Here is a 15,436-nt window from a genome sequence, read left to right as displayed (position 1 = left end):
ATGATAAGGAGAGGATGCGGAATGAAGAGACAGAAGATGCGGACGGAACAGAAGTCTAATGTGAAAAACAGTGTGGGAAGACTTGTGTTTGTAGGATTATCCCTGCTTTTGCAGGTTTTGTGGATTTTGTTGCTGTTTTTGCGGTTGAATGCATATTCTACGGCAATCAGTTTATGCTTTAGTGTAGGAGCATTTCTTGTGGCGTTAAGCATTTACGCCAAGCACGAGAACGCTGCGTTTAAAATGCCCTGGATTATTCTGATTCTGGCGTTTCCGGTGCTGGGGCTCTGCATATATCTGGTGTTTGGACACAAGAATGTGGTCGCAAAGGCGATGCGCAGACGCTTTGAGACGATTGAACCGGTGCTGTTTGAGCAGATTCCCCAGGATGAGGCAGTGCTTGGGCGGCTGGAGGAGCAGGATTTTGCGGTGGCGAACCAGTGCCGCTATATCAAGCGGTTTGGGCATTATCCGGTGTACCGGAATACCGATGTGACATTTTACCCGGATGCGGCGGAGGGACTTGCGGCGCAGCTACACGATCTCGCGTCGGCAGAACATTTTATCTTTATGGAATATCACGCGATCGAGGAAGCGGAGGCGTTCGGCAGGATTAAGGACGTGCTCGCCGAGCGCGCGGCACACGGGGTGGAGGTACGCCTGTTTTACGATGACGTCGGCAGTATCGGCTTTATCGATCCGGGCTTTATCAAGCGCATGGAAGCCATCGGCGTAGAGTGCAGGGTGTTCAATCCGGTGCTTCCGGTCTTAAACATTTTCATGAACAACCGCGATCACAGAAAGATTACGGTGGTGGATGGAAAGATCGGCTACACGGGCGGCTACAATCTTGCGGATGAATATTTTAATATCACGCACCCGTACGGAACCTGGAAGGATACCGGAATCCGTCTTGCGGGAGATGCGGTGGCAAGCCTGACTGTGACATTTCTTCAGATGTGGAATGCCACGGCGGAGGCGGACCATGAGTTTCAGACGTATTTTCCGAAGCTGGATTACCGCGCGGCAGACACCGGTTTTGTACAGCCGTATGCGGACGGCCCCCTGACGGACGGTTATTTTGCGGAGGATGTTTATTTAAATCTCATCAAGAGTGCGAAACACTTTTTCTATGCGGCGACGCCGTATCTGATTATCAGCGATGATATGACGAGGGAACTGTGTCTGGCTGCCGAGCGCGGCGTTGATGTGCGGATTGTGACACCGGGAATCCCGGATAAGAAGTTAGTGTATCAGACGACACGCTCCTACTATGCGCCTCTGGTGCGGCGCGGCGTGCGTATCTATGAGTACACGCCGGGATTTATCCATCAGAAGCAGACACTTTGTGATGGGGAGACGGCGACGGTCGGAACGATCAATTTTGACTATAGAAGCCTGTACCATCATTTTGAGAACGGCGTGCTGCTGCATGGCTGCGGGGCGATCGGTGCCATTGGAGAGGACTTTGCGCAGATATTTGAGGTGTCGCGCGAGGTGACGGAACAGTATAAGGGAAAGCGGAGTATGGGGCTTCGCATCATACAGTGTATTCTGCGGTTGTTTGCACCGCTGTTATAGGAGAAGAAAAATGCGACGCATTGCGTCTGCGGAACGGAGGTTTTTATGCTGAGAGAGTGGAAAGAGCCGGTAAGACCCGGGGAAGAGGAATTAAAGATGCGCCTTGCGGCAGCCAGGGAAAAGCTTGCCGCCCAGCAGCTTCTCATCAAGGAGCAGAAAGTGCCGGTACTGGTGCTGCTGGAAGGCTGGGGAACGGCGGGAAAAGGCTACTGCATCGGTCAGATCATCGAGAATATTGACCCGCGCCATTTTAAGGTGGAGTCCATGGAGAGAAAGACCGGGGAGGAAGAGCGCAAGCCGTTTTTATACCGCCATTTTACCCGGATTCCGGAGGCGGGAAAGTTTGTGTTCTTAGATTCCGGCTGGATGGATGAGGTGGTGGAAGAGCGCCTTCACGGGGAGCTTTCCGAGGAAAAATATGCAAAGCGCATCGAGAGTGTGCGGCGCTTTGAACGTCAGCTGACGGATAACGGCTACCTTGTGATGAAGTTTTTCCTGCATATCTCCAAGAAGGAGCAGACCAGACGGATGGAGCGCCTCACGGATGAAAAGGACACCGTCTGGCGTGTGGGGAAAAAGGATCTGTGGCAGAACAGTCACTACGAGAAGTGCATGGATGCGTTTTCTTCCTATTTGAAGAGCACGAATATGCCGTCCGCACCGTGGTATATTGTGGATGCAAAGTCGAAGAAGTGGACGGAATTGCAGGTGCTTGAGACGCTGACGCAGGGAATTGACATTGCGCTTGACAACCGTGATATGGCGGTTCCGCTTCTGCAGAATGTATTCCCGTTAGAGCGCATGCCGCTTCTCTCGGAGATACCGCTCGATAAGACGCTCGATGAGGAGACGTACCGCAAGGAGTTAAAGCATTTAAAACAGCGGCTTGGCGAGCTGCACAACCGCCTGTACCGCAAGAAGGTTCCGGTCATCATCGCCTATGAGGGATGGGATGCTGCCGGAAAGGGAGGCAACATCAAGCGGATCACCAGTGCGCTCGACCCGAGGGGCTATGAGGTGCATCCGATCGCAAGCCCGGAGCCGCATGAGAAGGCAAGACATTATCTGTGGCGTTTCTGGACGAGACTGCCGAAGACCGGTCACATTGCAATCTTCGACCGTTCGTGGTACGGACGTGTGATGGTCGAGCGGCTGGAGGGATTCTGCACGGAAAACGACTGGATGCGCGCGTACAACGAGATCAATGAATTTGAGAAGGAGCTGCATGACTGGGGAGCCGTCATCATCAAGTTCTGGGTGCAGATCGACAAGGATACGCAGCTGGAGCGCTTTAACGAGCGGCAGAACACGCCGGAAAAGCAGTGGAAGATCACGGAGGAGGACTGGAGGAACCGGGAAAAATGGGATCAGTATGAGACGGCAGTCAATGAGATGATCACAAAGACGAGCACGACCTATGCGCCGTGGCATATCCTCGAGTCTGTGGATAAGAAGTACGCCAGGATCAAGGCACTCCGGATCGTGATTGAGGAGCTGGAGAAGGCACTCGATTAGGTTCTGTTTTAGAATGACAGAAATATGCAAATTATGCCATGCGTGGCAATACAATTTCGCCCTCTGTCTTACTATAATATTTTCAGAAGGAATGAAAATAGGAAGGTAAGACAGGGGGATTTTTTATGCAGTACGGACATTTTGACAATGAGAAAAGGGAATATGTCATTGACCGCGTCGACCTGCCGGTATCGTGGACAAATTATCTCGGCGTGAAGGATTTGTGCGTCGTGGTCAATCATACGGCGGGCGGTTACATGTTCTATCAGTCTCCGGAGTATCACCGGGTGACGCGTTTTCGCGGAAATGCGGTGCCGATGGACCGGCCGGGACATTATGTGTATCTGAGGGATGCCGAGGACGGAGACTACTGGAGCATATCCTGGCAGCCGGTGGGCAAACCGCTTAATCAGGCAAAGTATACCTGCAGACACGGCATGAGCTACACGACCTATGAGTGCGATTACAAGGGAATCAAGGCAAGCCAGACGCTGATGGTTCCGATGGACGATGCGGTGGAACTGTGGGATGTGCGTCTTAAGAACACCACAGACAAAGAGAGAAGATTATCGGTATTTTCGTATTGTGAGTTCTCGTTCCATCACATTATGATTGACAACCAGAATTTCCAGATGAGCCTCTACTGTGCAGGATCATCCTACGATGAAAATATCATCGAGTATGATCTGTTCTATGAGGAATTCGGCTATCAGTATTTCGCGTCGAATGTGACGCCGGACGGATTTGACTGTCTGCGTGACAGCTTTCTGGGAGCATACCGGACGGAAGACAACCCGATTGCGGTGGAGTGCGGAACATGCAGCGGTTCTCACGAGCTTGGAAACAACCACTGCGGAAGCTTACAGAAGGATCTTGTGCTGGCGCCGGGAGAGGAAGTACGGCTGATCTTCATGCTCGGAGAGGGCAGCCGCGAAGCGGGAAAAAAGATCCGGGAAAAATATTCTGACATGGCAAATGTGGATGCGGCGTATGCACAGTTAAGGGAGTATTGGGAAAACAAATTTGCACAGCTGCAGATCAGGACGCCGAATGAGGGAATGAATACGCTCATCAATACCTGGAACCTCTATCAGGCGGAAGTAAATATCATGTTTTCGCGTTTTGCATCGTTTATCGAGGTAGGTGGCCGCACGGGTCTGGGATACCGGGATACGGCGCAGGATGCAATGACGATACCGCACTCCAATCCGGAGAAATGCAGACAGCGCATCGTGGAACTGCTGCGCGGACTCACAACCAAAGGCTACGGACTGCATCTGTTCTCGCCGGAATGGTTTGACCCGGATGCAAAAAAGGAAAAGAAAAAGCCGTTTAAGTCTCCGACGGTCATCCCGACAGTGAACGCGAAGGACATTGTGCACGGGCTGGAGGATGCCTGCTCGGATGATGCGCTCTGGCTGGTGCCATCCATTATCGAATATATCAAGGAGACGGGAGAGACTGGATTTGCAGATGAGACCGTGACCTATGCCGACGGAGGCGAGGGAACGGTATATGAACATATGAAGCGGATTTTGGATTTTTCCGCGGAACAGGTCGGCGCAACCGGAATCTGCAAGGGACTCCGCGCAGACTGGAACGATTGTCTGAACTTAGGCGGCGGAGAGAGCGCAATGGTGTCCTTCCTGCATTACTGGGCGATCTGCCACTTCCTGCAGCTGGCAGAATATCTCGGACGCACGGAGGATGTGGAAAAATATCAGGCGATGCGCGAGCGGGTAGGAAATGTCTGTAACAGGGAACTGTGGGATAAGGAATGGTTCATCCGCGGTATCACAAAGAACGGAAAGAAGATCGGAACATCGGAGGATGCGGAAGGAAAGGTACATCTGGAGTCCAATGCATGGGCAGTGCTTTCCGGTGCAGCCGATGTGGAAAAAGGAAAACGTGCGATGGATTCCGTGGATAAGTATCTGTTTACGCCGTATGGAATTCTGCTCAATGCTCCATCGTACACCGTGCCGGATGACGATATCGGATTTGTGACGCGCGTTTATCCGGGATTGAAGGAGAACGGCTCCATTTTCTCCCATCCGAATCCGTGGGCATGGGCTGCGGAGTGCGTGCTGGGACGCGGCGACCGTGCAATGAAGTTCTACAACGCACTGTGCCCGTATTATCAGAACAATATGATTGAGATCCGGCAGTCAGAACCGTATTCGTACTGCCAGTTTGTGGTCGGAAGAGACCACACAGCATTCGGACGGGCACGTCATCCGTTTATGACCGGAAGCGGCGGCTGGGCTTATTTTTCCGCAACCAGATATATGCTTGGCATCCGGCCGGATTTTGAACACCTGACCATTGATCCGTGTATCCCGGCAGACTGGAAGGAATTTTCCGCCGTCAGACGCTGGCGCGGGGCAGAGTATGATATTCACGTGGAAAACCCGGACGGCGTGATGAAGGGCGTGCAGGAATTGTATCTGGACGGAGAGAAGGTCGAACGTATCCCAGTGATGGCACAGGGAAGCAGACATGACGTCAGAGTTGTGATGGGATAGCACAGGAAAAGAAAGGGGACATTGATATGATCAAATTTGGAACCGGCGGCTGGAGAGCCGTGATTGGAGACGATTTTACAAAGGCAAATATACAGCTTCTGGCGCAGGGGCTGGTCAACAAAATGAAGAGCGAGGGTGTGACCGAGCAGGGCATCGTTATGGGATATGACCGCAGATTCCTCTCCAAAGAAGCCATGCAGTGGGCGGCAGAGGTATTTGCAGCGGCACAGATCAAGGCATACCTGATCAACAAATCCTCGCCGACACCGCTTGTCATGTTCTACGTGATGAAGCATGATTTTCCGTACGGAATGATGATTACCGCAAGCCATAACCCGGCAATCTATAACGGAATCAAGGTGTTTACTGCGGGCGGCCGTGATGCCGACGAGATCCAGACGAAGGATCTGGAGGACTACATTGCCGACATCGCATCGGACGGCGTCTGCGCGGTTGCATATGAGGATGGAAAAGCGGCGGGCTATATCGAGGAGATCTATCCGCTCAATGAGTACATAGACAATATCATTGCATCGGTGGATATGAAAGCTATCCGCGACGCTGATCTTAAGGTGGCACTGGATCCGATGTACGGCGTGAGTGAGACATCGTTAAAGACGATTCTTTTAACTGCCCGCTGCGAGGTGGCGACAATTCATGACAGACATGATACACTGTTCGGCGGAAAACTTCCGGCGCCTTCCGCTGCAACGCTCCACTCACTGCAGAATTATGTGGTGGAAAAACAGTGTGACATCGGTATCGCTACAGACGGAGATGCGGACCGTATCGGCGTGATCGACGACAAGGGCAATTTCCTGCATCCGAACGATATTCTGGTGCTGCTGTATTACTATCTTGTAAAGTTTAAGGGCTGGCATGGACCTGTGGTGCGCAATATAGCGACCACCCATATGCTGGATAAAGTGGCAGAGCAGTTCGGAGAAAAATGCTATGAAGTGCCGGTTGGTTTTAAGTATGTCTCCGCTAAGATGCAGGAGACAGGAGCCATCATCGGAGGCGAGTCTTCCGGCGGTCTGACCGTACACGGGCACATCAACGGAAAAGACGGCATCTATGCGGCGGCGCTTCTGATCGAGATGCTGGCAGTGACCGGGAAAAAGCTTTCGCAGATCATGGATGATATTCACGCAGAATGTGGGGAGATCCATATGGAAGAGCGTGATTATAAGTTCACACTGGAGAAAAAGCTTAAGATGCAGGAAGTTTTAATGGAGCAGAAGCAGCTGCCGGATTTGCCGGAAGAGATTGACCATGTCTCCTATCTGGATGGCAGCAAGGTCTACTTCAAAAATGGAGGCTGGGTCATCGCCCGCTTCTCAGGCACGGAGCCGCTGCTGCGCATTTTCTGCGAGATGCCGGATGCCGTCGAGGCGGCGGACATCTGCACCAGATACGAGCAGTTCCTTGATCTGTAGAGTAGAAAAACGCCGCATTTCACATTCCATTCCGTGTCTTGCCACGCTTTGACAATCCACCGGGGGAATGTCCGACAAGCACAGACAATGAGCGGACTTTCTAGTGCCTCTAATCGAATTGCTTCACAGACAATATAAAACCGCGCGAACCGAAACTCGTTGCCATCTGCTATTGAAAACATGGCAGATGGCAATTCAGACATCGGCTTCGCGCGGTTATGTTTTGTTCAGCAATTCGATAAGAGGCACACGAAAGTCCTAAAATTGTCTGCAGCTTGCGGACATCTCCGGTGGAGTGCTCAAAGCTTGGAAAGACACGGTATAACTAGTCCGCGCGGCGGTGTTCTGCTATAATGGAGAGAGAAAACGGGGAGGCAGCCGTGTGAAAATACATTTTTTCGCATGCAGGAATGGAGATTTTTATGGAGAAAAAGAGACGACTGTCGTCATTGAAGAAGAAAATTATAGTATTTGTCATCCTGTGCTGGGGTGTCCCGATCGCGGTATTTTTTGCATATACCACCAGCTCCTACCGGAAGGGAATCATTGAGAAGACGGAAGGTCTGATGGAGGATCAGTTAGAGAATATGGCTTCCTTTGCATCGATCCGCATCGAGGATGCCATCACGCTCTGCCAGAGACCTTCCTATGAGAAGACCTGGGAGAATGCCTGGAAAAAATACCTCCGGGGAGACTATTCCAGAAACGACTATCTTCAGGATGTCTATACCAGTCTGCGCGGAAAGTTCTATCTGGACGAGCGTTTTAATATGTATGCCTACTACTGTTACGGAACCGAAGATCCGGAGAGCTTTTCTTCGCGCACCGGCATCTCGTTAAAGAGTTATGTGGATGAGATACAGCCTTACCTCAAAGATGTGATAGATTCGGATTCGGCGTATGCCTGCGTGCGGGTGGTCGACGGGCGTATTTTTATCGTCCGCAATCTGTACACGACGATGGATTATACACGGTACGGTACGCTGGTGGTGGAGTTAAACCGCAGCAAGGTGTTTCAGGATGTGGATACCGGTCTTTTGAATGATATGGTGGTCTGCTTCGGAAGCCGCGATGCGCGGGTTGACTTTGTGAAAAACGAGGAGAAGAGTGACAAGGAACAGCTTTTAGAGCAGCTTCTGCAAAAGTATGACGGGGTGAGCAGCCACACATTCTCAAAGGCGGAGGACGCTACCTACCGCGCGTATCTGTATCAGGAGCGGCGGGATGATTTTCACATCGGCATTGTACTTTTTGCCAGAAAGAGCGAACTCTATTCCGGGCTGTACCAGTTCTATACGATTGTTGCGCTGATGTTTTTGCTGTTGATTCCGCTGTTTGGCTATGTGGTGTATTTTATCCGCAGGAATATCCAGCACCCGATCGACCGGATGCTCCGCGCTTCCGGACGGATGGAAGCGGGAGAGATGGGAATCACGGTCGAGGGAGACATGCCCAATCAGGAATTTATGCAGATGAAGGAGAGCTTCGACAGCATGTCCGCGCAGGTGAAGTATCTGTTTGATTCCATGTACAGTGAAAAGCTTGCGCGCAAGGATGCACAGATTCAGGCGCTTCAGGCGCAGATCAATCCGCATTTCCTGAACAATACGTTAGAGATGATGAACTGGCAGGCACGGATGTCGGGAGATACGGTCGTGTCTAAAATGATTGAATCGCTGGGAACCGTGCTTGATTACCGGATGAACCGCGCCAATGTAAAGGAGATTCACCTTGCGGAGGAACTGCAGTGCATTGATGCCTATTTTTACATTATGTCCATGCGGTTCGGGCAGAGACTCTCGATCGAGCGCAAGATTGACGATGATCTGCTCTATCTGATGGTGCCGCCGCTGATCTTACAGCCGATTGTGGAAAATGCGATTGTGCATGGGGTGGAGACGGTAAAAAACGGCGTCATCCGGCTTCACGTATACCACGATGATGAAAATGTCTACTTAAAAGTGCGCAATACGGGCAAAAAGATGACGGAGGAGGAGCTGGAGCGGATCCATGCTATATTGGAGGGCGATGAGAGCAAGCTTCCGAAGAATACCGGACGCCACACCTCCATTGGGATTCAGAACGTGAATCGCAGAATCCGCCTGGTATATGGGGACGAATACGGTCTGTCGATCGAGCAGGAGGAAGACTGCATCACGGTTTCGACGATTACGATACCGTACGTTGACCATGAGGATGAAATATCGTTAAAAGAGAGAAGCGAAGCGCAAAATGAGTTAAAGAACATAGCAAGATTGAACAAATAATGTCAAATGGGTCTAATGCCTTTTGTGAGTTCTGCTCGTATAATATCAGTATAGCAAATGAAAAACATTTGCAGGAACAAAAACAAGGAGGGTTTTGACTATGAAGAAAAAGGTATTATCCATGATGCTGGCTGGCGCAATGACAGTGTCCATGCTGGCAGGATGCGGGGCAGGGTCCGATGAGACTGCAACGACAGACAACACGGCAGCCGACACAAAGACAGAGACAGCCGGAACAACAGAAGCAGGCGGGGGTACTGCAGAAGCATCCGGAAATCCGGTGACATTAAGAACTGTGTCGATGTTCGGAGGAACCGATCCGAATAAGGAGACCTACGAAGCAATCAACAAAGAGTTTATGGAGCAGTATGACTACATAACGATCGAAGACAATTCACAGACATCCGATGAGGAATGGAAAGCAGCAGTCAATGCGGACTTCTCCGTAGGCAATGAGCCGGATGTCATCCAGTTCTTCACGGATGCAACCGCAGACAGCATCATTGCAACGGATAAGCTGGTATCAATTGAAGACATCCGCGCAGAATATCCGGACTATGCGGCAGACACACTGGATTCCGCATTACAGGCAGCAGCAAACACCGACGGTGTTGAGCGTGCGGTTCCGACAACCGGATACTGGGAAGGCTTATACTGCAACAAGGATCTGTTCGACCAGTACGATCTGGAACTTCCGACAGACTGGGCTTCCATGGAGACAGCGATTGAGACGTTCAAGGAGAACGACATCATTCCGATTGCCTGCTCGTTAAACAACGTACCGCATTACTGGATTGAGTTCCTGATGTTATATGCATCCGGCGTGGATGAGTATACTTCCATTCCGACGAGCGCGCCGGAAGGATGGGTAAAGGGTCTTGAGATGTTTAAGACATTAAGAGATATGGGGGCATTCCCGGAGGATACCGACACCGTTGATGACGCATACACAGGCCAGTTATTCCGCGACAAGAAAGCTGCCATGCAGTTAGACGGTTCCTGGTATGCAGGAAACATCGAGGATACCGACAACACCGTTGTGATCGCATTCCCGGGTGTTCCGGATCAGAAAGCAGAGGCGGGCTCTTTGGTAGGCGGTATCTCTTCCGGATTCTATATCACAAAGAAGGCATGGGAAGATCCGGACAAGAGAGATGCAGCAGTGAAATTCGTCATGGCACACACCTGCCAGGCAGGCGTTCAGAGATACTGGGAAGCAACCGGCGCTGTGTCCCAGGCAGCTGTTGAGGTAACACCGGTAGAGGGTGCAACACCGTTTGCACAGTCTATCGCAGAGTACACAAGCAACGCAACGGCGATCGTGGCACCGACAGATTCCAGAATCGGCGATGCATACAAGACACTTGTGGTAGAGATTGTCAAGGTATCTACAGGTGCTATGTCGGCGGAAGATGCCATCAACGAGGCACTCACATTGGTGCAGCAGTAAAATCAGATACAGAAAACAGTATGACGGAGGGGCTATGCCCAGCGGCCCCTTCGTTTTTTGCACCCAAAAAACAGTTATTTTTATGATAGAAAGGTGGAAGAAAGATGTTATATAAGAAAAAATGGCCGCTTGTGGTGTTTTTGGTACCGGGTTTATTGTTCATGTTAGTCTTTCTTTACATACCGTTCGTGCAGAATATTAAGAACAGCTTTTATGATATGACGGCAATCATCGAGATGCCGGGAACTGAATGGAAGTTTATTGGATTTGAAAATTACAAGAAATTGTTTACAGACCCGGATGTGAGGACGGCACTCGTCAATTCCCTGAAGATGATGGTGCTCACGGTGATTTTTGAGGTCGGAATCGCATTTGTGCTTGCGGTAATGGTTTCACAGATAAAAAAGCTTCAGCAGTTATTCCGTACGGTGTACTTTTTTCCGGTAGTGATTTCTGCAACGGCGATTGGTCTGTTGTTCAAATTATTCTACAACTATAACGGTGGTATGCTGAATCAGATTTTAGAGAGCATTGGAGCAAAGCCGGTCAACTGGCTTTCCCCCAGCCTGGCATTTATCATGGTCTGTATCCCGACGCTGTGGAGTTACATCGGTTTTTACTTTGTCATTCTACTCACGGGGTTAAGCGATATTCCTGACGACATATATGAAGCGGCGTCCATCGATGGATGCAGCCGCTTTAAACAGGTATTTTATATTACACTGCCAATGATGAAACCGGTATTCTTTACATCGGTCACACTGGCGGTAACGGGAGCATTAAAAGTATTTGATCTTCCGTGGGTCATGGTGCCAAACGGCGCGCCGCAGGGACTGACCCATTTCCTTGGAACGTATATGTACCAGCAGACCTTCGGACTGAACAATTATGATTATGGTTCTACACTGGCGGTACTGATCGTGGTGCTCGGCATTGTGGTGTCGAAGGCAGTCGGCTTTCTTACGGCAGATGCGGACGACAAAGAAGCGAAAAAGCGCGCAAGAGCAGAGAAAAAGAAGGGGGTGGCTTAAATGGATGCAGCAGTAAGTGTAACGACAGTCAGAAAAAAACACAGGAGAATCGGAGCCGGTACGGTTGTCATTTATCTCGTACTGATCTTCTGGGCGGTGCTCACCATTTTCCCGTTTGTGTGGGTGGTGCTGAATTCCTTTAAACCGTCCGCGGAGGTGCTCCGCTCCTCCTTCTCACTTCCGGAGACGTTCACCTGGATGAATTATCAGACGGCATTTGAGCGGTTAAACGTCTTAAGAGCCTATAGGTACAGCTTCGTGATCTCCGGCACGGTAACGGTAGGCGTTATGGTATTCGCGTCGCTGATGGCATTCGGACTTACCAGATATCATTTCAAAGGCAAGGAGCTGATCCGCAGCCTCATCGTGGCAAGTCTGATGTTTCCGGTATTTTCCACGATCATTCCGGTGTTTAAGATGATGGTGGAATGGGGGCTTCTGAACAAAAGCATTGCGGTTATCCTGCCGCAGATTGCTGGAAACTTAAGCTTTGCGACGATCGTTATGACCGGTTTCATGCAGAGCATCCCGCTGGAGATGGAGGAAGCTGCCTACATGGAAGGCGCAGATGTATTTAAGGTATTTGGAAAAATTATTGTTCCGCTTTGCAGACCGTCACTTGCAACGGTTGCCATCTTTAGTTTCCTCTGGTCTTATAACGACCTCTTTGTACAGAAAATCATGATGCGTGACCCGACCAGGTATCCGATCTCCACACTGTTAGAACAGATCAGTTCCCAGTATGGAACCGATTTCGGATTGATGGCGGCGTCGGTTACGATCATTGTCATCCCGGTCATGATTGTGTATGTGCTGTTACAGAAAAATATCATCAAAGGATTGACAGCAGGTGCCGTGAAAGGCTAGACTTCTTGGAAAGAGAGCGGAATTTGCTCAAGTGGAGGATTGGCTATGTACAAGGTGATGATTGTGGATGACGAACCGATCATCGTGGAAGGGTTATCGAGGAGCATCGCGTGGGAAAAGTGGAATTGTAAGGTCGCGGCAACGGCGCACGACGGACTGGAAGGGAAAAAGATTATCGAGGAGATTCACCCGGATATTGTGTTTATGGATATCTGCATGCCGGAGATGGACGGACTGGCGATGATCGCTGCGATCCACTCGCAGTTCCCGGATCTCGAGGTCTGTGTTCTGACGGGCTACCGTGATTTCGAGTACGCGAAGGAGGCAATCCGTCTCGGGGTGACGCGCTTTCTGCTCAAGCCGTCCAACATGGACGAACTGGAAGAAGCCATCGGCAAGATGTGCGGGAACTTAAAACGGAAAGGAATTACCGGGGATGAGCCGAAGCGTGATCCGCAGGATGAAGAAGCGGCGGAAGCGCACAAGGAGAGCGCATCAAGCAGCTTTATCGTGAAGAATGCACTGACTTACATTGAGGAGAATTATACGAAGAAGCTGACGCTCTGCGAGGTGGCAGAGAAGACGTATGTGAGTCAGTGGCACTTAAGCAAGCTTTTAAACCGCCACACGGGGCAGAGCTTTTCGGATATTTTAAATCACGTCCGTATCGAGCATGCGAAAGAACTGCTAAAAGATCCGTCGCTGCGCATCGGAGATATCTCCGAGCAGGTGGGATTTTTAGATCTGGCACATTTTTCGAGGGTATTTAAGAAGCAGGAGGGAGTCTCTGCCAATGAATACCGGAATCAGGTACTGGGAAAGTAAGGTGCCGGACGGCTAGAGTACATAGTATCCGAGCACACCGCACAGAATCCCTGCAAGAGCGCCTGCGATGACGTCGCGCGGCTCATGAACGCCGCCGATCACGCGCAGGACGGCAAGGACAACCCCTAGGAGTCCGAGCAGAATGCCGGCGGAGGGGTGGACATAGAAAATGGTGGCGGCAATGATAAATACGGAAAAGACATGACGGCTGGGAAAAGATTTCCCGGCCGTATCTTTTTCTATGGCAGGCGGAAGGCCGAACTTCTCATAAGGTCTTGGGGCGTTAAAGATCCGTCGGAAGAGCGTGACTGCGGCAAAGGAGACGGCGGGAACGAGAAGCGCCCGCAGGAAAAAAGCGCTGCCCTCAAGAAAAAGCAGCAGCAGAAACGCCGGGTACAGCACAAAAATAAAGCCGGTCAAGGTGTGGTTGAGCAGGCATACCAGCCGGATGCGCCGCGGATGTCCCCGTAAGATGCCGGTGATTTTCTCATAGGATTCTCTGGTCATGAGACCTCCGATCCGGCAACGGCGAGCAGTGCCCCGATGAAAATGCAGAAGTCAGAGATGTTGAAGACGATCGCGCGCAGCCATTTCGGACCGAAATTCAGATGAAAATAGTCGACGACATGCCCCTTCGTGTAGCGGTCGTAAAGGTTGTTTAAACCGCCGCCGAGCAGGAGTGCAACGCCCGTTTTTTCCAGCGCGTGTCCGCTAAGGCGCATCAGAAAATAGGAAAAAATCCCGACAACGACAAGAATGACGGTGTGGATGATGCGCAGAAGATTTGGCCTTTTTACCATGAAATTCAAAGCCGCGCCTTTGTTATAATATTTTTCCAGGACAATCCTGCCCCCAAGCCGCGGATGGCGCACCTTGCGGGCATATTTTTTGTCCATGTAACGCTTTAAGATGAGATCCGACAGGAATACCCCGCCGGCAATAATCGCATAAACCATGTAAAAATCTCCTGACAGGTATTGATGTATGTATCATATCATCTTCCATGGAAAATGAAAAGTGATTTGCGCTTGCCTTTTTTTATCCCTGTTTGTGCAGTTGCCTGCAAACCCTTGAAAGGGCGTTGCCTGGCTGATAAAGTCAAGACAGAGGCAGAAAAATCTGCAGTAAATAACGGGCGGGAGACGGGAAGGCGTCTCCTGCCTCATGAGAGAAAGGAAAAAGGGATTACGATGAACATTATCAGAGCAAAAGACTATCAGGACATGAGCAGAAAGGCGGCAAATATCATTTCGGCGCAGATTATTATGAAACCGGACTGTGTACTCGGTCTTGCCACGGGATCGACGCCGGTGGGAACATACCGCCAGCTGATCGAGTGGTATGAGAAGGGAGATCTTGACTTTTCCAGAGTGTCAACGGTCAATCTGGACGAATATCGCGGCCTGGCACACACGGATCCGCAGAGTTATTACTATTTTATGCAGGAGAACCTGTTTGACCATGTGAATATCGATAAGACGGCAACGCATGTCCCGGATGGCACAAACCCGGACGCGGCAGATGCCTGCGCGAAGCATGAGCAGATCATAAAGTCGCTCGGCGGAATCGATTTACAGCTTTTGGGGCTGGGGAATAACGGACATATCGGATTTAATGAGCCGGGTGCAGCGTTCGAGAAGGAGACACATCTGGTGGATCTGGCAGAGAGTACCATTCGGGCTAATGCACGTTTTTTTACCTCTATTGACGAAGTGCCCAAGCAGGCATATACTATGGGAATAAGAACGATCATGCAGGCAAAAAAGATTCTGGTGGTTGTCTCGGGAGAGAGCAAAGCAGATATCGTCTCACGCGCGTTCTTCGGACCGGTGACGCCGGAAGTGCCGGCATCCATCCTGCAGATGCATCCGGATGTGACGGTTGTCTGCGATGAGGCAGCGCTTTCCATGTCACCATTATAGAGGTAAAGTCAGAG

At 50.7% G+C, this 15,436-nt stretch carries 12 protein-coding genes; 10 read left to right on the top strand and 2 right to left on the bottom strand.

Annotation, left to right across the window (positions count from 1 at the left end):
• Positions 1-21: 21 nt before the first annotated feature.
• The 9 genes from cls to RHOM_RS11215 all read left to right on the top strand — a co-directional run bounded on the left by cls (position 22) and on the right by RHOM_RS11215 (position 13,500).
• On the top strand, positions 22-1,581 hold the full coding sequence (cls, locus tag RHOM_RS11255; RefSeq protein ID WP_014080431.1) for a cardiolipin synthase: 1,560 nt from the start codon (positions 22-24) through the stop codon (positions 1,579-1,581).
• Between the two features lie 45 nt (positions 1,582-1,626).
• The gene (gene pap / locus RHOM_RS11250; RefSeq protein WP_014080430.1) at positions 1,627-3,096 is read left to right on the top strand and encodes a polyphosphate:AMP phosphotransferase; all 1,470 of its coding nucleotides are present in this window, start codon (positions 1,627-1,629) and stop codon (positions 3,094-3,096) included.
• Positions 3,097-3,221: 125 nt separating this feature from the next.
• Entirely contained in the window at positions 3,222-5,621 is a 2,400-nt protein-coding gene (locus RHOM_RS11245) for a GH36-type glycosyl hydrolase domain-containing protein (RefSeq protein ID WP_014080429.1), read from the top strand.
• 26 nt (positions 5,622-5,647) lie between these two features.
• Positions 5,648-7,060 (top strand): phosphoglucomutase/phosphomannomutase family protein, encoded by a 1,413-nt coding sequence (locus RHOM_RS11240; protein ID WP_014080428.1) that lies wholly within the window; start codon positions 5,648-5,650, stop codon positions 7,058-7,060.
• Between the two features lie 422 nt (positions 7,061-7,482).
• Entirely contained in the window at positions 7,483-9,327 is a 1,845-nt protein-coding gene (locus tag RHOM_RS11235) for a sensor histidine kinase (protein WP_014080427.1), read from the top strand.
• Between the two features lie 100 nt (positions 9,328-9,427).
• Positions 9,428-10,777, top strand: a complete 1,350-nt coding sequence (locus tag RHOM_RS11230) for an ABC transporter substrate-binding protein (protein WP_014080426.1) — start codon at positions 9,428-9,430, stop codon at positions 10,775-10,777.
• 104 nt (positions 10,778-10,881) lie between these two features.
• Positions 10,882-11,808 (top strand): carbohydrate ABC transporter permease, encoded by a 927-nt coding sequence (locus RHOM_RS11225; protein ID WP_014080425.1) that lies wholly within the window; start codon positions 10,882-10,884, stop codon positions 11,806-11,808.
• Positions 11,809-12,675 (top strand): carbohydrate ABC transporter permease, encoded by an 867-nt coding sequence (locus RHOM_RS11220; RefSeq protein WP_014080424.1) that lies wholly within the window; start codon positions 11,809-11,811, stop codon positions 12,673-12,675.
• Between the two features lie 45 nt (positions 12,676-12,720).
• Positions 12,721-13,500 carry a response regulator transcription factor gene (locus RHOM_RS11215; protein WP_014080423.1) on the top strand — a complete coding sequence of 260 codons (780 nt, stop codon included), beginning with the start codon at positions 12,721-12,723 and terminating at the stop codon, positions 13,498-13,500.
• Positions 13,501-13,512: 12 nt separating this feature from the next.
• On the opposite strand, the gene RHOM_RS11210 is transcribed toward RHOM_RS11215, so the two are convergent.
• A complete protein-coding gene (locus tag RHOM_RS11210; protein WP_014080422.1) occupies positions 13,513-14,007 on the bottom strand; it encodes a phosphatase PAP2 family protein in 495 nt (164 codons plus the stop codon).
• Complete coding sequence (locus RHOM_RS11205) at positions 14,004-14,456, bottom strand: signal peptidase II (protein WP_014080421.1); 453 nt, start codon at positions 14,454-14,456, stop codon at positions 14,004-14,006. The genes RHOM_RS11210 and RHOM_RS11205 overlap by 4 nt, the downstream gene beginning before the upstream one ends.
• 234 nt (positions 14,457-14,690) lie before the next feature.
• Here RHOM_RS11205 and nagB point away from each other — a divergent pair, with 234 nt between their 5' ends.
• Positions 14,691-15,422 (top strand): glucosamine-6-phosphate deaminase, encoded by a 732-nt coding sequence (gene nagB, locus RHOM_RS11200; RefSeq protein WP_014080420.1) that lies wholly within the window; start codon positions 14,691-14,693, stop codon positions 15,420-15,422.
• Positions 15,423-15,436: the final 14 nt, after the last annotated feature.

The organism is Roseburia hominis A2-183 (assembly GCF_000225345.1).
Taxonomy (GTDB): domain Bacteria; phylum Bacillota; class Clostridia; order Lachnospirales; family Lachnospiraceae; genus Roseburia; species Roseburia hominis.
Note: the sequence above shows the minus strand (reverse complement) of the source record. Positions and strands in the feature narration are given on the sequence as shown.